We start from the raw sequence: 20,776 nt of genomic DNA on the forward strand, positions 1-20,776 counted from the left end.
GTGAGCTATGCCTCTCGCACGCGACTGAACGAGCAAGGCTCCTTGTGCCAGTACAGGAAAGAGAAGGTCGCCTTGCCAAGCTGGCTTCGGATGAAGTTGAGGGCATCTATTGTCTCAACAATTAGTCACGAACATGATTCGTATGGGCCAAGAGCCGACGGTAGCTGGTACGGCGCAAATTTCTATGGATGGAAAAAGAGTGTTGATACTTCAAGAAGGCCAAGAAGTCGTTAAGACTGGCACATTTCTATATGACGGCCAAATCACGTGTGACGTCGTGATTGTGCGAGGGCCTATTTGCTATGGTTCCGGCGATTATGAAGATCTTCCAGAATTCGTGGATGACCATGAGCGGGAAACGTTCTACATTCATTACGGCAGTACAACTGAGCGCGACCGCTACACTGCTGGTGGGGGCGCTCATCCAACACTGTTGGCGGCGACGGCCATGGTAGAAGCGGCACCAGGATTTGGCCCCACCGTAAAATGGATGGACTGAATCCATGGTCTGGATACGGCGGCGGAAGCAGCCAGGGACTGTAACCGGCCAGAAGAGGACGCTGCATGATGGACGGAATTCCAAGCTAAACCGGATGCATGATATGAATCGCGAGAAAGCGTGCGCAGCCGTGCAGATGCCGGCCAGCCTGTCGGCCGAGCTGGCCGGATACGAGTGGGGGCGTGACACGGTAGGCGCATCGGGCGGAGCCGTGTACCGGCTCCACGGCAAGGCGCATCGTCCCGAACTGTTTTTGAAACACGGCAAAGATGCCATTGCCGATGACATCGCCGATGAAATGGTCAGGCTGCGCTGGCTGGGGGGATATGTCCCCGTGCCCGCCGTCGTGCATTTCACCCGCGCGGATGACGAGGCATGGTTGCTCATGACGCCGGTACCCGGGAAAACTGCTTACCAGATACTGGAAGCCTATCCCGAACGCAGAACCGCTGTCGTGGACGCTATCGCGGCTTTCCTGCGACAGATACATGCAATCCCCATTAGCGACTGCCCTTTTACGAGCGAGCATGGCTACCGCCTGGTTCGTGCGCGTACGCGCATCGATGCGGGTCTGGTGGACGAAGACGACTTCGACGACGAGCGTGAAGGCTGGACGGCGGAGCAGGTATGGGACGCCATGCAAGCCCTGTTGCCACTCGCGCCCGATCCGGTGGTCACCCACGGCGACTTTTCGCTCGATAATATGCTCATCGACGGGGAGGCGTTTGCCTGCATCGATGTGGGTCGAGCTGGCATTGCCGATCGCTACCAGGACCTCGCCATCGCCTGGAATTGCCTTGCAGAGTTCGGTGCACCGCTTCAGCAGAGATTCCTGGAGCAATATGGCGTCCCCAAGCCTGATCGGGACAAGCTGCACTTCCACTTGATGCTCGACGAGTTATTTTAAGGTCGCCCCATTGGTATCCGCTTTGGGGCGAAAGCCGCCAATGACGGCAGCCGGCCACTGCCGGCCACTTCCAGATGATTTCAGCCGATTCCCCTTGCCGCGCCCCGTGTAAAAGCACTGGCGCTGCGCCGATTCTGTTGTACAATCCTTGAGAACGGTCGTGCTTTTTTGTGCGCTGAGCTTCCTTGCGTGCAGTCATCACGGCATATCATAAGAACAAGGAGACAGACATGGACTTGCATTACACGGCCGGGGAGACGGCGTTCCGCGACACGGTGCGCGCCTTCCTCGACAGCCATCTGCCGGCGGACTTGCAGCGCAAGGTGCGCCAGCACCTGCGCCTGACCAAGGACGATTATGTGCGCTGGCACAAGATTGTTGCGCAGCAAGGCTGGGCCGCGCCGGCCTGGCCCGTCGAATACGGCGGCACGGGTTGGACCGCCGTGCAGCGCCATATCTGGGAAGACGAGTGCGCGCGCGCCGCCACGCCGCCCATTCTGCCGTTCGGCGTCAACATGGTGGCGCCCGTCATCATGGCCTTCGCCAACGCCGAGCAAAAAGCCTATTACCTGCCGCGCATCCTCAACTGCGACGACTGGTGGTGCCAGGGGTATTCGGAACCGGGCGCCGGCTCCGACCTGGCCTCGCTGAAAACCACGGCCGAGCGCGATGGCGACCACTACATCGTCAATGGCCAGAAAACCTGGACCACCTTGGGCCAGCATGCGGACATGATCTTTTGCCTGGTGCGCACGGACAGCACGGTGCGCAAGCAGGAAGGCATCAGTTTCTTGCTGATCGACATGAAAACGCCGGGCATCACCGTGCGCCCCATCATCATGCTCGATGAAGAGCATGAAGTGAACGAAGTCTTCTTCGACAATGTGCGCGTGCCCGTCAGCAACCTGGTGGGCCAGGAAAACAAGGGCTGGACCTACGCCAAGTACCTGCTGGGCCACGAGCGCACGGGCATCGCCGCCGTCGGACGTTCGCAGCGCGAATTGACCTTCCTCAAGCAGCTGGCCATGCGGCAGAACAAGCGCGGCGCGCCCTTGCTGCACGACCCCGCGTTCGCCGCCAAGGTGGCCCACCTGGAAATCGAATTGATGGCGCTGGAAATGACGGTCTTGCGCGTCATCAGCGAAGAGGGCAAGGGGCCGGGACCGCAGGCGTCGATGCTGAAGGTGCGCGGCTCGGAATTGCAGCAGCAGCTGACGGAACTGATGGTCGAAGCCATCGGCCCGCAAGCCTTGCCCTTCGACCCCGATTTTCTTGACGGCAGCGCGCCGCACAGCAGCGCAGGCGACGACCTGGCTGCGCCGCTGGCCGCGTATTACTTTAATTACCGCAAGACATCGATCTATGGCGGCTCGAATGAAATCCAGAAAAACATCATCACGCAGATGATCCTGGGCCTGTGAGGCGAGAGGGAGACGACATGGACTTCAATTTTAATCAGGAACAGCAGCAATTCGCCGATGCGCTCAGGCGCTGGGTCGACAAGGATTACCGCTTCGAGACGCGCCAGGCGATCATCCATTCGGCAACGGGCACGTCGGATGCGGCCTGGGCCACCCTGGCCGAGCTGGGCATGACGGCCTTGCCGCTGCCGGCCGGCGCGGGCGGTTTCGACGGCACGGCCGTCGACATGCTGCTGGTGATGCAGGAACTGGGACGCGGCCTCGTGGTCGAGCCCTACCTGGCTACCGTGCTGGGGGCGCGTTTCCTCACGTTGGCCGGCGGCCACGATGGCGTGCTCGAGCAGGTTGCCGGCGGCAGCCTGAAACTGGCGTGCGCGCTCGGAGAACAGCAATCGCGCCACGACTTGCACGATATCGCCACCACGGCCACGGCCAGCGGCGACGGCTTCGTGCTGGACGGCGTGAAAACCGTCGTCCTCCACGGTGCGCAGGCGGGCGCCTTGATCGTCTCGGCGCGCAGCGGCGGCCGCCAGGACGGCACGGACGGCATTTCCTTATTCCTCGTGCCGGCCGACGCGCCCGGCGTGACCGTGCGCGACTACCGCACCATCGACGGCCAGCGGGCCGCCACCGTGACCCTCGTGCAAGTGGTGCTCGGGCATGAGGCGCTGATCGGCCAGGCGGGGCAGGGCTGGCCCGTGCTGGACGCGGCGCTCGACTATGGCGCCACCCTGCTGTGCGCGGAAGCCGTGGGCGCCATGGACGCCATCTTTGCCGCCACCCTGGAATACCTGAAGACGCGCCAGCAGTTCGGCGCGCCCATCGGCAAGTTCCAGGCCTTGCAGCACCGCATGGCCGACATGTTCATCCACCTGGAGCAAGCGCGCTCGATGGCCATGCTGGCCGCCGCCAAGGCCGACAGCAACGATGTGGCGGAGCGGCGCCGTACCGTGTCCGCCGCCAAGGCGCGGGTGGGGCTGGCCGCCACCTTTGTCGGCCAGCAAGCCGTGCAATTGCATGGCGGCATGGGCGTCACCGATGAATTGCCCGCCGCCCACCATTTCAAGCGTTTGAGCATGATCGCCCTGACCCTGGGCGACGTGGAGCACCATATCGAGCGCTTTATCGCCCAACCGGGCTTTTTGCCGACGGAGACCGCATGACCGTATTGACCGAGATCCAACCCAAACATTGGTATTTTGAAGACTTTACGCAGGGCATGGAAATCGACCTGGGCCAGCGCCATGTGACGGAGAAGGAAATCATCGCCTTCGCCACGGATTTCGACCCGCAACCATTCCACGTCGACCATGCAGCCGCGGAAAAGACGATATTCAAGGGCGTCATCGCCAGCGGCTGGCACACCTGCGGCATGATGATGCGCCTGGTGGTGGACAACCTGCTCAAGCACTCGTCCAGCATGGGCTCGCCCGGCCTGGACAGCATCCGCTGGCTCAAACCCGTGCGCGCCGGCGATACCCTGCAGCTGACCTATCAGGTCAAGGAAGTGCGTCCGTCAAGCAGCAAGCCGGACCGCGGCATCGTCGTTTCCGTGTGGAGCGTGCGCAACCAGCATGGCGACGTCGTCACCACCGTCGAGGGCATGGGCATGTTCGGCCGCCGCCCGGCAGGAGTGGAGCATGCGTGATATCGCCGGCATCGCCGGCTTCCAGGCCTTGTCGGGACAGCACGTGGCCGTTTCCGACTGGCTCACCATCACCCAGCAGCGCATCGACACCTTTGCCGACGCCACCGACGACCATCAGTGGATCCACGTCGATGCGGAACGCTGCGCGCGCGAGTCGCCATATGGCGGCACGGTGGCGCACGGTTTCCTGACCCTGTCGCTGCTGCCGGCCATGCTGGCGGGGGCCATGCGCATGGCGGGCATCCGCATGGCCATCAACTATGGCCTCAATAAAGTGCGTTTTCCCGCCCCCGTGCCGGTCGGCAGCCGGCTGCGCGCGCGGCTCGACATTCTTTCCGTCGATGACTTGCCGGAAGGAGCGCAGGTGAACTGGGCCGTCACGATGGAGCGCGAGGGCGACAGCAAGCCCGTGTGCGTGGCGGAGTTCCTGATGCGCTGCTATCCGTAGCCGAGGCGGCTGGCCGGCAGCGTCGAACACGGGGCATGGCGCAGCGCTTGCCCGCAGGGGCTGCCGGCAGCCAGCAGGCAGCGGGGACTGAGCGGCGCCTGCGGCTGCTGCGAACAGACGGCGGCGCAAAACGCGGCATCGCCGCGCGGCAAGTCGCGGCAGTAATAGGGCGCGGAGGAGGGCATGCCTTCATGCCGCACCTGCCACAGCCCGGTATCCACGGGCGCAAAACTGACGAGGCGGAAATCCACGCTCAGTCCCGTGCCGAGCGCCTTCAGATACGCTTCCTTGCGCGTCCACAAGGGATAAAACAGTTGCCTGCGCTGGTCCGGCGCCAGGGCCGCCATGGCCGCGCGTTCGTCCGCGTGGCACAGCAGTTCGAGCAGGGGTTCGATATCGAACGGTGCCCCCGCGCACTGTTCCAGGTCGACGCCGACGGCATGGCGGGCAATGGCGAGCAGCATCGTGTTGCCGCTATGCGACAAGTTGAACTGCAGCGCTTGCCCGGCCAGTGCCGGTTTGCCGAAAGCGCCATGCCGGAAGGCGACGGCGGCGGGCGGCACGTCCAGGTAGTCAGACAGTATCTGGCGCAAGGCGCCCTGCGAGCGGCGGTAGCGCGTTTGCAGCGCAAGGCTGCGGAAACGCTGCGCCTTGTCGTTCTCCAGCGGATTCAGGCTGGCGGCAAAGGCATCGAGGTGGCTGTCATCGAGGTCGACTTGCCATAGCGCGATGTCCTGCCCTTCGAGCATCTGCATCGCTTATGCCGGCACCAGGCTGGCGCGGATGGTCGCCAGCACGGCCTCGGCATGCGTGTCGATGAAAAAGTGTCCGCCGTCATGCCAGGCGCTGTGGCTCATGCCAGCGGTTTCCAGCGCCCACGCCGCCACGCCGTCGGCGCTGACGCGCGCATCGGCGTGCCCCGCCAGTACCGTCAGCGGCATCGTCAGGCGCGGACCCGGGTGATAGTGGTAGGTTTCCACCATGCAGAAATCGGCGCGCAGGGTCGGTAGCAGCAACGCCATCAATTCGTGCTCGTCCAGCAGTGCCCGCGGCGTGCCATCGTAGCTGCGCAGTTCTTCCAGCAGGGCCTCGTCCGGCAAGCGGTGCAGCATGCGCGGGGGCGGGCGGCGCTGCGGTGCATTCGCGCCCGACACCAGCAGCCGCAGCGGCGGCGGCATCTCCAGGCGCGCCAGGCCGCGCGCCACTTCAAATGCCAGCAGGGCGCCCATGCTGTGGCCGAACAGGGCGTAGGGCTGGGGCATGGCGCGCAGTTCGCGGGCCAGCGCCCGCGTCAGTTCGGCTGCCAGCGGCAGCAGCTGGTCCGGCGGCGCTTCCCCCATGCGCCGGCCATGGCCGGGCAGCTCGATGGCGCACACTTCGATGGACGGCTCCAGCTTCGCTTGCCAAGTGCGGAAGGCGGCGGCGCTGGCACCCGCATGGGCGAAGCAATACAGGCGCAGTGCGCGGGCGGCATGCGGCCTGCCGCGCACCAGCCAGTTGCCATCCAGGCCAGCGCTCACTGCGCCCCGGCTTCCCGCGCGCCGCCATCCATGGCCTGGCGCAGGCTGAGCGGACGCATGTCGGTCCAGACCTGTTCGATATGCGCCAGGCATTCTTCCTTGCTGCCGCGCTTGCCGGCTTCGCGCCAGCCGGCCGGGATGGCCTTGTAATCGGGCCAGATCGAGTACTGCTCTTCCTCGTTGACGACAACGTAAAAACGGGTATCAGGTTGATCCCAACTCATGCTGACTCCTTTGAAAGGTAGGGGCGCCCGTGCGCGGTGAAATCATTCTAAATCTAAATGATTATGATTCCTATTTATATTTTATTGTTTTACTGATAAACTTTGAAAAAATCAGTTCAGCTTGAGTTAGTTCGAACATTGTTGGAAAGAATACGCAATATCGGTTTCTTACAGACACTCACAATCCCCGATCGCGACGATTGCAGGCGGATTCCAGGCGCACTCTACAAGAGACATCTCACCAAGGCCTTGCGGACTTGACCGCTCGCCAGGACGTTACGCAATCTCAGACGAAGGAGTTGGCATGCACTCGGCAACAAGCACTGTATTCGATGGTCAGCTGGAGGTGTCTCCGTTATTACCGGGAAGCAGTCTTCCCATGCTCGTCACGCCCGGACAGGGCGCGCGGTGGCCAGCAGCCATGCCGGCCATGCTGGCCGCCGCGCAAGCGCACCTCGACGTGGCGGGCGGCCTGCTGTTCCGCGGTTTCGGGCTGCATGGCGAGCAGCCTTTCCAGCAATTTGTGCGCGCGTTCGGGCATGAGCTGCTGACCTATGAATTCGGCTCCACGCCCCGCTCCGCGCTGGGCAAGGGCGTATATACGTCGACCGAATACCCGGCGCACCAGGTGATTCCCCTGCACTGCGAACAGTCCTACACGCGCCAGTGGCCGATGAAGATCTGGTTCCACTGCATCGTGGCCAGCGCGCAGGATGGCGAGACGCCGATCGCCGACAGCCGGCAGATCTTTGCGCGCCTCGACCCGGCCCTGCGCCGGCGCTTCGAGCAGAAACGCCTGATGTATGTGCGCAATTATGGCAATGGCCTGGATTTGCCATGGCAGGATGCATTCAACACGGATGACAGGGCCGAGGCGGAGCGCTATTGCCGCTCGCAGGACATCGCCTTCGAGTGGAAGGACGATGGCGAACTGCGCACGCGGCAAGTGTGCCAGGCGGTGGCGCGGCATCCGCGCACGGGACAGGACGTGTGGTTCAACCAGGCGCATTTGTTCCATGTGTCGAACCTGGCGCCGCCCGTGCGCGAATCGCTGCTGATGCTGGTCGACAGCGACCTCGATTTGCCGCGCAATGTGTATTACGGCGACGGCTCGCCGATCGAGGAATCGGCGCTGCAGGAAATTCGCGGCGTCCTCGATGCCTGCACGGTGATGTTTCCGTGGGTCGAGGGCGATGTGCTGATGCTCGACAATATGCTGGCCGCGCATGGCCGTTCCACCTTCAAGGGCGCCCGCAAGATCGTCGTGGCGATGGCGGAGGCCGCGCATGAATGATCTCGCCGCCGGCTGGCCCGCCGGATTCCCCGCTGCCGGACAGGCGCTGAGCCACGGCCAGCGCGCCCTCTGGACGTTCTACAAGATGGCGCCCGACAGCCCTGCCTACAACATGGCGTTTGCCGCCGAACTGGCCGGCCCCGTCGATGCAGCCCTGCTGCGCCAGGCCTTCCTGCATGCGCAGCAAAGCTATGAGGTGCTCGGCTGCGTGTATGCGGAAGGCGAGGATGGGCCGCGCATGCTGCGGCGCGCTGTGCCGGGCGAGGACTTTGCCGTCGAAACCACGCATGGCCTGGGCGAGGCGGGCGCGCGGGCATTCCTGGCCCGCCAGGCCGACCTGCCATTCGTGCTAGAGCACGATGCGCCCGTGCGCGCGCGGCTGCTGGTCGACCACGATGGCGGCCAGCAGACGTTTTACCTGATGGCGTCCATGCACCATATCGCGGCCGATTTCTCGAGCAGCTTCGTGTTCCTGGAAACGCTGTTCGAGGCCTATGAAACCCTGCGCGCGGGCCAGGCGCCGGTGCTGCGCCCCGATGCGCTGTACCGTGCATGGCTCGATGAACACAGCGCCATGCTGGCGGGGCCGCGCGGCCAGCGGCTGGAACAGTTCTGGCGCGAGCGCCTGACGGGGGAGCCGGGGCCGCTGCAGCTGGCCACGGATTTCCCCCGTGCCGCATCGCCCGCCTTCGACGGCGCCGAAGTCGAATTCGCGATTGGCGCGGAAGAAGCGCAGCAGCTGCGCCAGCTGGCCGCGGACCGGGGCGTGTCGCTGTATGGCTTGCTGATGGCGGCTTTCCTGGCCTTCATGCACCGCTACACGGGGCAGCCCGAATTCCTCATCGGCACGCCGGTGGCGGGCCACAGCGGGGCGCGTTACCGGAATTTGCTGGGCTTTACGCTCAATGCGATACCGCTGCGCGCCGATTGCCGCGCCGATCCGGCCTTCCCCGATTTCCTCGCCGCCTGCTGGCTGCAATTGCGCGGTTCCCTGAAACACCAGCAATATCCGCTGGCGCTGATGACCGAGCATTGCGCGCCGCTGCAGGACGGCGCGCGCACGCCGCTGTTCCGCCACATGATGACCCTGGTGCCGCTGGGCGAGCGGCCTGCGCTGGGGCGTCACGTGGCGCGCGAACTGTTCGCCACCCAGCGCGGCGCGGCCAACGACATGAACTTGCGCTGGCAGGATTCCGGCGCCGGCCTGCTGGGGCAGTGGCGCTATGATACGGGCCTGTTCCGCGCCGCCAGCATCGAGCGCATGGTGATGCATTTCCGCGCGCTGCTGCGCGATATCGTGGCGCATCCGCAGGCGCGCCTGAGCCAGTTGCGGCTCGATCCGCGCCACTTGTCGCAGGCGCAGGGGCAGCCCCTGCCTGCCGGCGCCGCGCCCACCGCGCTGCAGATGTTCCTGCAGCAGGTGCGGGAGCATCCGCAGCACACGGCGCTCGATGCGCCTGGCGGGCGCCTGAGCTATGCGCAGCTGGACCAGGCTGCGCTGCGCCTGGCCATGCGCCTGCAGGCCGCCGGCGTTGGCGCCGGCGACAGGGTAGCCCTGCTGCTGGCGCGCGATACGCCGCTGATCGTCGCCATGCTGGCCGTCTGGCGCGCGGGCGCCGCCTACCTGTGCCTCGATAGCGGCTTGCCGGCGCTGCGCCTGCGCCAGATGCTCGATGACGCCGGCATCGTGCTGACCGTCGGCAGCGGCGCGGCGCCCACGCTGCTCGAAGGGCGGCGCTGGCTCGACGCCGGTGCAGCCGATGCCGAAGCGGGTGCCGGCGCGGCGTGGCGCGCGCCGCCGTGCCACGCCGAACTGCCGGCCTACATCATCTACACTTCCGGTTCGACGGGCGCGCCCAAGGGCGTGTTGCTCAGCCAGGGCAACCTGGCCGCCTACGTGGCAGGAGTGATGCCGCGCCTGGCATTGCCGCCGCAGGCCAGCATGAGCGCCCTGTCGTCGCTGACGGCCGACCTGGGCTATACGGCGTGGTTCGGCGCGCTGCTCAGCGGGCGCACCCTGCGCCTGATCGATGACGCGCACAGCGCCGATCCGGAAGTGCTGGCCGCACTGCTGGAAGCGCAGCCGCTCGATTGCCTGAAGATCGTGCCTTCGCACCTGAAGGCGCTGCTGTCGGCCAGCCGCCCGCAGCGGCTGCTGCCGCTGCATTGCCTGGCGCTGGGCGGCGAGGGGCTGGACCCGGCGCTGGTGCGGCGCGTGGGCGAGCTGCGTCCCGGCTGCCGCGTGGTCAACCACTACGGGCCCACCGAAACGACGGTCGGTTGCCTGGCGCAGGATGCGGCCACGGCGCCAACGGGCCTGTCCGCCTACGTGCCGGTCGGCGCGCCGCTGGCCGGGCGCGCCGCCTATGTGCTCGACGCGCGCGGCGAGCTGCTGCCGCTGGGCGCCATCGGCGAACTGTATCTGGGCGGCGCCGGCGTGGCGCATGGCTACCTGCGGCGCGCCGGCCTGAGCGCCGAACGCTTCATTCCCGACCCGTTCGGCCCGGCGTCCGGCGCGCGCCTGTACCGCAGCGGCGACCGCGTGCGCATGCTCGACGGGGGCGTGCTGGAGTTCTTCGGCCGCGGCGACGACCAGGTCAAGATCCGCGGCTTCCGCGTCGAACTCGGTGAAGTCGAGGCGTGGCTAAAGGCCCGCGCGGAACTGGCCGATGCGGCGGTGGTGGCGCGGTCGCTGCCGGGCGGCGACGGCTTGCGCCTGCTGGCCAGCGTGGTGGCGCGCGATGGTACCGCCGCGCAGGCGGGCCTCATCGACACGCTGCGCACGGCGATGGCGCAAGCCTTGCCGGAAGCGATGGTGCCGGCCCTGTGGCAGGTGCTGGCGCGCCTGCCGCTGCTGGCGAACGGCAAGGTCGACCGCAAAGGCTTGCCGGAACCTGCCCTGGCCGCACTGGCGCCGGCAAGCGCGCCTGCTGCGCCGCGCAGCGCCCACGAGAACGTGCTGGCCGAAGTGTGGGCCGAAGTCCTCGGCGGCACGGCCGACGGTGTGTCGCTGCACGATAATTTCTTCGCCTGCGGCGGCGATTCCATCCTCGGCCTGCAAATGATCGCCAGGGCGCGCAAGCGGGGCCTGAAGCTGACGCCGAAGAACCTGTTCGACCATCCCAGCATCGCGCAGCTGGTCACCTGCATCGCCGCGCCGGCGCCTGCGCCGTCCGCAACGGTTGCCGTGCAGGCGGTGCAGGCCGCGCCGTTTGCGCTGGCGGGCCTCGATGGGGCGCAGCTGGCGGCCCTGCAGGCGGCGCGTCCGGGCTTGCAGGATGCCTATCCGCTGTCGCTGCTGCAAACGGGCCTGCTGTTCCACAGCCGCCTCGATGCGGAGGAGGGTGGCAGCGGCGTGTATTGCAACCAGCTGGTGCTGGAAGTGAACGGCCCGTTCGCGCCGGACGCCATGCGCGCGGCATGGCAGCAGGCGATCGACGCGCATGCCATCCTGCGCACGGGTTTTGCGTGGCAGGGGCTGGAGCAGCCGCTGCAGTGCGTACAGGCTGGCGCCGCGCTCGACCTGCTGCAGCTGGACTGGCAGGCGCTCGACGCCGAGGGGCAGGAGCAGGCGTTGCAGGCATTCTGCAGCGCCGACCGCAAGCGCGGCCACGTGCTGGAGCAGGCGCCACTGATGCGCGTGGCGCTGGTCCGCCTGGCCGCGCAGCGCTGGCTGCTGGTCTGGAGCCGCCATCATCTGATCGTCGATGGCTGGTGCTCGGTGATGCTGCTCGAGGAAGTGCTGGAACGCTACCGCGCCAGCCAGGCTGGCGCCATCCCCGTGCTGCCGCAACGGCCGGCCTACCGCGACTATATCGAATGGCTGGGACGGCGCGGCGGCGAGGCGGCGGGCAGCGCTTTCTGGCGCGCCCGCATGGCCGGCGTGGAGGGCGCCACGCCCTTGCCGGTGCTGCTGCCGGCGTCCAGGGCCAATGGCGTGCACCAGACCCTCGCGCTGCGCTTCGACGCCGCGCAGGCGGAACAGCTGCGGCAGCTGGCGCGCAGCTGCCAGGTGACCCTGAACACCGTGATGCAGGCCGCGTGGGCCATGCTGCTGGCGCGCTACAGCGGACAGCAGGACGTGATTTTCGGCGTCACCTCGGCCGGCCGCCCGGCGGACCTGCCGGGTGCGCAGGACATGCTCGGCGTCTTCATCAACACCTTGCCGCTGCGCCTGCATCCGCGCGGCGCGCTGGGGCTCGGCGAATTCCTGCGCGCCGTGCAGCAGGAGAACGTCGAGATCCGCGAATACGAACAAAGCCCGCTGGTCGAGATCCAGAAGCAGGCGGGCCATGGCGGCGCGCTGTTCGATACCCTGATGGTCTTCCAGAACCTGCCGATGGCGCAGGGGCGGCGCTGGAGCTGCGCCACGCCGCAAGGCCCGCTGCAGCTGCACCAGCGCGACAACCATGAGCAAAGCAGCTATGGCCTGACCATCGAGGTGATGCCGGACCAGCATATCGACGTGCTGTTCAGCGCCGATGCGGGGCGCCTGCCCGAAGCGCGGCTCAAGGCGCTGATGCAGCACTACCGGCAGCTGGTGGCCGCGCTGGCGCAGGCGGCGGGCAACGAGGTGCTGGCCGCGCTGCCCATGCTGTCCGCCGCGCAGGCGCACGACGTGCTGCGCCAGGGCCGCAACGAGGGCGGGCCGTGGCGCGACGAAGCCGTGCACGCGCAGTTCGAGCTGCAGGCCGTGCTGCATCCGGATGCGCTGGCGCTGCTGCACGAGGACGAGGCGCTCAGCTACCGCGCCCTGAATCTGCGCGCCAACCGCCTCGCGCATGCGCTGCTGGCGCAGGGCGCGGGGCCGGAAGTACGCGTCGGCATCGCCGTCGAACGCTCGGTCGACATGCTGGCCGGCCTGCTGGCCATCCTCAAGACGGGCGCCGCCTACGTGCCGCTCGACCCCGGCTATCCGGCCGAACGCCTGGCCTACATGATCGCCGACAGCGGCATGGCGCTGCTGCTGACGCAGGCGTCGGTGCTGCCGCGCCTGACCTTGCCGGCGAACCTGCCGGTGCAGCTGGTGGAGCGGCCGTCCGCGCTGGAGCACGACCCCGGCCAGGCGCCGCTGCCGCAGCAGCTGGCCTACGTGATCTACACCTCCGGCTCGACGGGCAAGCCGAAGGGCGTGGGCATCGCGCACCAGGCCCTGAGCCGGCATGCGCAGGTGTCCGTCGGCTTCTTCGGCCTGACGGCGCGGGACCGCGTGCTGCAATTCTCGACCCTGAACTTCGACGGCTTCGTCGAACAGGCCTGGCCGACCCTGTGCATCGGTGCGGCGCTGGTCTTGCGCGGCCCGGAATTATGGGACAGCGAGACGTTTTACCAGGCGCTGCATCGCTACCGCATCAGCGTGGCCGACCTGACGACGGCGTACTGGTCGCTGCTGGCGCAGGATTTTGCGCTGCAAGGCCCGCGGGACTACGGCGCGCTGCGCCAGGTGCACGCGGGCGGCGAGGCGATGCCGCCGGAAGCGCTGCAGGCGTGGCGCCAGGCGGGCATGCGGCATATCCGCCTGCTCAATACCTATGGGCCGACGGAAGCGGCGGTGACGGCGGCCACGCTCGATTGCGCGCCCTACCTCGATGGCGCGGCGCCGGCGCAGATGCCGATCGGCCTGCCGCTGGCGGGACGCGCGCTGCAGGTGCTCGACGCGGATATGTCTCTGGTGCCGCCGGGTGCTGCCGGTGAGCTGTGCATCGGCGGCGCCCTGCTGGCGCGCGGCTACCTGGGCCGCGCGGCGCTGACGGCCGAACGCTTCGTGCCGGACCCGCATGGCGCGCCCGGCGCGCGCCTGTACCGCACGGGCGACCTGGTGCGCTGGCGTGGCGGACAGCTCGATTACCTGGGACGCATCGACCACCAGATCAAGATCAGGGGCTTTCGCGTGGAGCTGGGCGAGATCGAGGCGCAGCTGCTGGCGCAGCCGGGCGTGCGTGAAGCGGTGGTGGTGGCGCAGGATGGTCCCGCTGGCGCGCGCCTGGTGGCGTATGTGAGTCCGCAACAGATATCGGTGGAAGCCTTGCGCGCGGCCCTGGCGGCGGCGCTGCCCGACTACATGCTGCCGGCGGCCATTGTGGCGCTGGCGCGCCTGCCATTGAGCCCGGCGGGCAAGGTGGAGCGCAGTGCGCTGCCGGCGCCGCAGCTGGAAAGCGAAGCGTACGCGGCGCCGCAGGGCGAGCTGGAACAGGCGCTGGCGGCCATCTGGAGCGCCTTGCTGGGCGTGCCGCGCGTGGGGCGCGACGACAACTTCTTTGCGCTGGGCGGGCATTCACTGCTGGCCACGCGGCTCGTGTCGCGCCTGCGCGGCGCGCTGCAATGCGAGCTGCCGCTGCGCGCCGTGTTTGCCGCGCCCACGCTGGCGGCGCTGGCGGCGGCCATCGCCAGCCACCGCGGGGAGGCGCGGCAGGCGGAGGCCCTGCCTGCGCTGCTGCCTGTGCCGCGCAGCGGCGCGCCGATGGCGCTGTCGCTGGCGCAGCAGCGTTTGTGGCTGGTCGAGCGCCTGGCCGCGACGGTGTCGGCCACCTACAACATGGGCGCCACGGTGCGCCTGGCCGGGCCGCTGCAGGTGCCGGCCTTGCAGGCGGCGCTGAACTGGCTGGTGGCGCGCCATGAAAACCTGCGCAGCCGCTACCCGGAGCAGGACGGCGATCCGTATGTGGAGATTGCCGCGCAGCTTACGCTGGACTTGCCCGTCACCGATCTGCGCCACTTGCCGCCGACGGAGCGCGAGCAGGCGGCCGCCGAAGCGATCCGCGCCGACAGGCGCCAGCCTTTCGACCTGGTGCACGGACCCGTGCTGCGCGCCAGCCTGCTGCGCATGGACGACGAGCTGTCCCTGCTGCTGTTCGCCATGCATCACATGGTGGCCGATGGCTGGTCGGTCGGTATCCTGGCCGACGAACTGGCACGCGGCTATGCCGCGCATTGCCTGGGCGAGGCGGTACGGCTGCCCGCGCTGCCGCTGCAGTACGCCGATTACGCGGCCTGGCAGCGCGCCGTGCTCGCTGGCCCGGCGGGCCGCAGGCAGGCGGCGTTCTGGCGCGATGCGCTGGCCGGCGCGCCGGTGCTGCTGCCCTTGCCGCTGGACTTCCCGCGCGCGCCGGTGGCCACGCACGCGGGCGCCGAGCTGCGCTTCGTCCTGCCCGCCGCGCTGGTGGCCAGGGTCGAGGCGCTGGCCCGGCAGCGGCAAGCCACCTCCTTCATGGTCTTGCTGGCCAGCTTCCAGTGGCTGCTGCACCGCCTGACCCTGGCCGACGACATCGTCATCGGCACGGACGTGGCGGGACGGCGCCACAGCGACCTGGAAGGCTTGATCGGCTTCTTCGTCAACGTGCTGCCGCTGCGCTCGCGCATCGCGGCCGGCGACGATTTCAATGCGCTGCTGGCGCAAGCCCGGCGCACCACGCTCGATGCCTTCGAACACCAGGATCTGCCATTCGACCGCATCGTCGAGGCGGCAGGCACGCCGCGCGACCGGCGCTGGAATCCGCTGGTGCAGCTGCTGTTCGTGCTGCAGAACACGCCGGCGGGGCAGCTGGCCATGCCCGGCATCGAGGCGACCATCCTGCCCCCGCTTGAGCGCGCGTCGAAGTTCGACATGGCGCTGTTCCTGGAGCCGCGCGCCGACGGCGCGCTGGCCGCGGAATGGGTGTATGCCAGCGCGCTGTTCCGGCCGGACAGCGTGGCGCGCCTGGCCGACGCCTGGCTGGACCTGCTCGACCGGGCGCTCGCCGCGCCCGCCACCCCTTTGATCCACTTCAGCGTACCCGTACACAAGGACATCATGGATAGCACACCCGTAACGCCATTCGCGGCCGGCAAGCTCGACGGCCTGAAAAAGAAGCTGCCGCTGGCCGGCGCCAGGCCGGCGCCGCGCGCCGCCATCCGCCAGGGGCCGCTGCAGGCCGGCCGCGATTTTCCGCAGCTGATCGAACCGGCCAGCGACGACCTCGACCCCGTCGCCTGGGCGCGCGGCCAGCGCGATTTCATCGACGCCACCTTGCGCCAGCACGGCGGCATCGTCTTCCGTGGCTTCGGCTTGCGCACTGCGCAGGAATTCGAGTCGTTCGCCGAAGCCATCGACGCCCAGCTGTACGGCGAATATGCGGACTTGCCGAAAAAGGAGGGCGGCAAGAAGACCTACCGCTCGACGCCGTATCCGGAACAGCAGATGATCCTGTTCCACAACGAGAGCGCCCACCTCGACCGCTGGCCGCGCAAGCAGTGGTTCTTCTGCGAGCTGCCGTCGCCCGTGGGCGGCGCCACGCCCATCGTCGATTGCCGCGAAATGCTGCGCCGCCTGCCGGCCGAGGTGGCCGAGACGTTCGAGCGCAAGCAGCTGATGTACGTGCGCACGTTTACCGACAAGTTCGACGTGTCGTGGCGCGATTTCTACCGCACCGACGACCGCGCCGAAGTCGAGGCGCGCTGCGCCGCCGCCGGCATCGAATGCCGCTGGCTGGAAAACGACACGCTGCAGACGCGTACCATCTGCCCGGCCGTGATCAGCCACCCGATGACGGGCGAACGCAGTTTCTTCAACCAGGTGCAGCTGCACCATATCTATTTCCTCGAACCCGAAGTGCGCGAGGACTTGCTGGCGATGGTCGGCATCGAGCGCATGCCGCGGCACGTGTATTACGGCGATGGCACGCCGATCGAGGACGACGTGATGCGCCTGGTCGGCGAATTGTACGAGGCGTGCGCCGTGCGCTTCGCGTGGCAGCAGGGCGACGTCGTCATGCTCGACAATATGCTGGCGGCGCACGCGCGCGATCCGTTCCAGGGCCCGCGCAAGATCGTCGTGGCGATGAGCGAACTGCTGGGCCGCGCGCAGTTGGCGCAAGGCGGTGCGGCATGAGCGCGCCGGACGCCTTCGCGCTGAGCGCCGAGCAGCGCGCCGTGCCGCCCGATGCGGGCATGCTGCAGCTGACGGTGAATATCGCAGGCCAGCCCGACATGGCGCGCCTGCGCGTGGCGGTGGACATGCTGGCGGCGCGCCACACGCAGCTGCGCGCCCGCTTTGGCGCCGTCGACGGCTACCGCGGCCTGCGTCAGTGGATCGCGCCGCCGGCGGAGGCTGGCGAGACGCTGTCGATCCACGAGGCGCCGCAAGGCTGCCAGCTGGTGCTGCGCCTGCCGGCCCTGGTGGCGGACCGGCGCAGCATGGAAATCCTGTACCGCGACCTGGTGCGCCTGTATGACGGCGCGGCGCTGGACGAGCCGTTGCAGTACGCCGAATTCGTGGAATGGCGGCGCGACATCGAGCAAAATGAGGAGGCCCAGGCCGGGCGCGCCTACTGGGCCGGTGCGGGCCGGCAGCCGGCGCTGCGGCTCGCCTACCGCGACGGCGCGGCGGCGGGAGCGGGGCGCGCCGCGCAATCGCGCGAGCTGTCCGCGCCGGTGGCGGCCAGCCTGGGCCGGCTGGCCGAAGCCTTCGGCGTGCCGCTGGTGGCGCTGCTGCAGGCGGCGTGGTGGGCGCTGCTGGCGCGCATCCAGGGACACGGGACGTTCAGCGCCGGCTGGCAGCATGACTGCCGCCGCGACTATGCGGTGATGGACGACGCCGTCGGCGTCTTTGAAAAGATCCTGCCGCTCGATATCGGCCTGTCGCTCGACGAGCCGTTCGGCGACTGGCTGTCGCGCTGCGCCGCCATGCTGGAGCAGCACGTGGAGGCGCAGGAATTCGCGCCCGTGGCGGCACCGCATGGCGATGCGCATTTCAGCGCGGGCTTCGCCTTGGGCGAACTGCCGGCCGGCGCGCAGGCCGGCGGCGCCTCATTTGCCTGCGGCCCGCTGCCGGCCAGCGCGGACATCTTCGAACTGGCGCTGATGGTCGAGCTGGACCAGGCCGGGGCGGCGCGGCGCCTGAGCGTGCGCCACGCACCGTGCTACGGCGCGGCGGCGGCCAGCCGGCTGCTGGAACAGCTGGCCACCTTGCTGGCGGGACTGGAGGTATGCGCCGCGCAAGCCATTTCCGCCTTGCCGCTGGTGGGCGTTGACGAACGGGAAGCGCTGCTGGCCCTGAACGGCCCGGCTGTGCGCTATGGCGCGCGCACCTTGCCCGAACGGATCGGCGATTGGGCGCGCCTGACGCCCGGCGCGCCGGCGCTGCAGGCGCGCGACATGCAGCTCGACTATGCGCAGCTGGACGAACGCGTCAACCGCCTGGCGCACTGGCTGCGCGCGCAGGGCGTGGGCAGCGAAAGCATCGTGGCGCTGGCCCTGCCGCGCAGCGGCGAACTGGTCGTGGCGCTGCTGGCCGTGATGCGCGCCGGCGGCGCCTACCTGCCGCTGGAGCCGGAGTGGCCTGCCGCGCGCACGGAGGCGATCCTCGGCGACGCCAGGCCGGTGCTGCTGCTGACGCCGGGGGAGGAGGGCCGGCGCGGCGGCGTGCGCTGCGTGTCCCTGGCCGCCATCGCGCCGCAGCTGCAAGCCTGGCCGGCGACGGCGCCGGAGCAGCAGCCCGACGCGACGCAGGCGGCGTACGTGCTGTACACCTCCGGCTCGACCGGTGCGCCGAAGGGGGTGGTGGTGGAGCACCGGCACCTGCTCAATTACGCGCTGGCGGCCAGCGAGCAGCTGGGCCTGGACGGCGCGCGGCGCTTTGCCCTCAGTTCCGCGCTGGCGGCGGACCTGGGCAACACGGCGCTGTTCGGCGCGCTGCTGCATGGCGCTTGCCTGGTGGTGGCCGATGCGCAGGACATGCAGGCGCCGGCCGCGTTTGCGCGCTTCATCCGCGACGGCCGCATCGATTGCCTGAAGATCGTGCCATCGCACCTGGACGCGCTGCTCGACGAACACGATGCGGCGCTGCCGGCCACCATCGTGCTGGGCGGCGAGGCCGCGCCGCGCCGCCTGCTGCAGCGCATCCATGCACTGGCGCCGGCCAGCCGCGTCTTCAACCACTACGGCCCCACCGAGACCACCGTCGGCGTCATGACGCACGCGCCGGACCTCGCCGCGCCGTTGCCGGCCGTGCTGCCGCTGACGCGGGTGCTGGCCAATTGCCGCGTGCTGGTGCTCGACAGCCATGGCGCGCTGGCCGCCACCGGCTCGCTGGGGGAGCTGCATGTGGGTGGCGCGCAGCTGTGCCGCAGCTACCTGAACCGGCCCGGCGCGCTGTTCGTGGCCGATCCCCTGCTGGCGGGCGAAAAACTCTACCGTACCGGCGACCTGGCGCGCTACCTGCCCGATGGCGGCCTGGAACTGGCGGGGCGCGCCGACCATCAGGTCAAGCTGCGCGGCTTTCGCGTCGAGCCGGGCGAAGTCGAGGCGGCGCTGCTGGCCCTGCCCGGCGTGCGCCAGGCCGTGGTCGCCCCGCGTGGCGAGGACGGCGGGCGCCATCTGGTGGCATGGGTGGTGGCGCACGAGGGACAGCAGGGGCAGGAAGAGGCCTGGCATGCGGCCCTGCGCGCCTGCCTGCCCGAGGTGATGCTGCCGGCGGCCATCGTGGTGCTGCCGCAGTTGCCGCGCCTGGGCAATGGCAAGGTCGACCTGCGCGCGCTGCCCGCGCCGCGCCCGCGGCAGGCGCCGCAGTTGCCGCGCACCGGGCCCGTTTCCGCCCTCGAGTGGCTGCTGGCGTACCTGATGGGCGAGGTGCTGGAGCAGGATGCGCCGGGCGCGGATGAGGATTTCTTTGCGCTGGGCGGACATTCGCTGCTGGTGATCAAGCTGGTGGGCCGCATCCGCAAGGCGCTGCAGCTGGAGTTCGCCCCTGGCCTGGTGTTCGACCACGCCACGCCGGCGGCGCTGGCGCGCGCCTTGTCGGCGCTCGAGGGCGAGGCGGGCCGCCTGGAGCAGGTGGCGGGGCTGCGGCGCCAGCTGGCCGGCATGACGCCGGAGGCGCGCGCGGCGCTGCGCCAGGGCGCGCCGGCCTAGCGGAGATTGCGCTGCGCCGCCTGGCGCTGCCTGCAGTCGAGCGGACAGTCGGCGCAGAAATCGAGCCGCAGCCGGTAGCGCAGGCAGCACAGCTGGCGCTGGCGCACGTTGGCCACCAGGCGCGTGGGCTGGTGCATGGGGTTGGCAAGCCGGTCCGGCCACTGCGCGCTGGCGCACAGGAAGGCCAGGTCGGCGGCGATGCGCGGCTGCGATCCCATCAGCATCTGGCATTGCAGCAGCGTTTCCTCGGCGATCACGGCGGCATTGTTCCACAGCAGGCGCGGCGCCAAACGGCATTGCCTGGCCAGCGCGTCCACCACCGGCGCCAAGTGACCGCGCACCAGCGGCTGCAGGCGCGCGGCGCTGTCCAGATCGGGCGATGCCGCGCCGGCGTCTTCCAGCAGGAAACGCAGCGGCGCGCCATCGGCAGCGGCCAGGAAACGCACGCGCCCGGGGGCGAGTGGGAAGCGCCAGCCGCAGGCGGCCGATGCCGCCAGCACGGGCACGAGCAGGGCGTTGAAATACAGCTTGGACCAGGTCGACGCCAGCGCCTTCGGATGGGCGCCGGGAAAGCGCAGGGCAAACCGGGCCAGCGCCGCCGGCAGCTGCGGGCCGTCGAGGAAGGCCGCGAGCACGGTGCCAGCGGGAGCGGTGGAGTCGGCCACGGCCAGCGCCGCCCCATACGCGGCCAGCTCGCCGTGGAACAGCTGGGGCAGGGGGCCGATCAGGCAATGGTGCGGGTTCGGGGCGTGCAGGGGCAGGGACATGGTCATCGATTCTTCGTGGCTCGACACGTATAAATAAATACATGCTTTGGTTGCGGTAATAACAATTCTCATCTATTATCATTCAAATGTAAATGTGAAGCATTCTCATTTGCATTCTTATTCTCATTAACATCAAATGTAACTGATTCGGCACTACTTCTC

General features: G+C 68.4%; 13 protein-coding genes. 9 read left to right on the top strand and 4 right to left on the bottom strand.

The features are described 5' to 3' along the window. Positions 1 to 109: 109 nt before the first annotated feature. The 6 genes from YQ44_RS28770 (at position 110) to YQ44_RS09420 (ending at position 4,923) form a co-directional block, all read left to right on the top strand. Entirely contained in the window at positions 110 to 499 is a 390-nt protein-coding gene (locus YQ44_RS28770; protein ID WP_156894754.1) for a hypothetical protein, read from the top strand. Between the two features lie 94 nt (positions 500 to 593). Next, positions 594 to 1,406 (top strand): APH(3')-I family aminoglycoside O-phosphotransferase, encoded by an 813-nt coding sequence (locus YQ44_RS09400; protein WP_071323150.1) that lies wholly within the window; start codon positions 594 to 596, stop codon positions 1,404 to 1,406. Positions 1,407 to 1,636: 230 nt separating this feature from the next. Further along, positions 1,637 to 2,827: an acyl-CoA dehydrogenase family protein gene (locus YQ44_RS09405; RefSeq protein ID WP_071323151.1), complete on the top strand. Its 1,191-nt coding sequence runs from the start codon at positions 1,637 to 1,639 to the stop codon at positions 2,825 to 2,827. A gap of 17 nt (positions 2,828 to 2,844) precedes the next feature. Beyond that, a complete protein-coding gene (locus YQ44_RS09410) occupies positions 2,845 to 3,990 on the top strand; it encodes an acyl-CoA dehydrogenase family protein (RefSeq protein ID WP_071323152.1) in 1,146 nt (381 codons plus the stop codon). Then, positions 3,987 to 4,475, top strand: coding sequence for a MaoC family dehydratase (locus YQ44_RS09415; protein ID WP_071323153.1), 489 nt, complete (start codon positions 3,987 to 3,989; stop codon positions 4,473 to 4,475). Before YQ44_RS09410 ends, YQ44_RS09415 begins: the two co-directional genes overlap by 4 nt. Further along, entirely contained in the window at positions 4,468 to 4,923 is a 456-nt protein-coding gene (locus YQ44_RS09420) for a MaoC family dehydratase (RefSeq protein WP_071323154.1), read from the top strand. The genes YQ44_RS09415 and YQ44_RS09420 overlap by 8 nt, the downstream gene beginning before the upstream one ends. Here the strand turns inward: YQ44_RS09420 and YQ44_RS09425 are convergent. Genes YQ44_RS09425 through YQ44_RS09435 form a run of 3 tightly spaced genes read right to left on the bottom strand, consistent with a single transcriptional unit; the run spans position 4,914 to position 6,667 of the window. Beyond that, positions 4,914 to 5,678 carry a 4'-phosphopantetheinyl transferase family protein gene (locus YQ44_RS09425; RefSeq protein WP_071323155.1) on the bottom strand — a complete coding sequence of 255 codons (765 nt, stop codon included), beginning with the start codon at positions 5,676 to 5,678 and terminating at the stop codon, positions 4,914 to 4,916. The genes YQ44_RS09420 and YQ44_RS09425 overlap by 10 nt on opposite strands. A 3-nt stretch (positions 5,679 to 5,681) precedes the next feature. Further along, positions 5,682 to 6,443, bottom strand: coding sequence for a thioesterase II family protein (locus YQ44_RS09430; RefSeq protein ID WP_198043899.1), 762 nt, complete (start codon positions 6,441 to 6,443; stop codon positions 5,682 to 5,684). Next, positions 6,440 to 6,667 (bottom strand): MbtH family protein, encoded by a 228-nt coding sequence (locus YQ44_RS09435; RefSeq protein ID WP_071323156.1) that lies wholly within the window; start codon positions 6,665 to 6,667, stop codon positions 6,440 to 6,442. Before YQ44_RS09435 ends, YQ44_RS09430 begins: the two co-directional genes overlap by 4 nt. Before the next feature lie 304 nt (positions 6,668 to 6,971). Between YQ44_RS09435 and YQ44_RS09440 the strand changes: the two genes are divergently transcribed. From YQ44_RS09440 to YQ44_RS09450, 3 genes are read left to right on the top strand one after another with little or no spacing between them, the layout of a single operon-like run. Then, the gene (locus tag YQ44_RS09440; RefSeq protein WP_071323157.1) at positions 6,972 to 7,961 is read left to right on the top strand and encodes a TauD/TfdA family dioxygenase; all 990 of its coding nucleotides are present in this window, start codon (positions 6,972 to 6,974) and stop codon (positions 7,959 to 7,961) included. Next, positions 7,954 to 16,827, top strand: coding sequence for a non-ribosomal peptide synthetase (locus YQ44_RS09445; RefSeq protein ID WP_071323158.1), 8,874 nt, complete (start codon positions 7,954 to 7,956; stop codon positions 16,825 to 16,827). Before YQ44_RS09440 ends, YQ44_RS09445 begins: the two co-directional genes overlap by 8 nt. Next, a complete protein-coding gene (locus YQ44_RS09450; RefSeq protein WP_071323159.1) occupies positions 16,824 to 19,847 on the top strand; it encodes an amino acid adenylation domain-containing protein in 3,024 nt (1,007 codons plus the stop codon). Before YQ44_RS09445 ends, YQ44_RS09450 begins: the two co-directional genes overlap by 4 nt. On the opposite strand, the gene fhuF is transcribed toward YQ44_RS09450, so the two are convergent. Then, a complete protein-coding gene (fhuF, locus tag YQ44_RS09455; RefSeq protein WP_071323160.1) occupies positions 19,844 to 20,620 on the bottom strand; it encodes a siderophore-iron reductase FhuF in 777 nt (258 codons plus the stop codon). The two genes, YQ44_RS09450 and fhuF, sit on opposite strands and share 4 nt — an antisense overlap. Positions 20,621 to 20,776 lie beyond the last annotated feature (156 nt).

This window comes from Janthinobacterium sp. 1_2014MBL_MicDiv, assembly GCF_001865675.1.
Classification (GTDB): Bacteria; Pseudomonadota; Gammaproteobacteria; order Burkholderiales; family Burkholderiaceae_D; genus Janthinobacterium.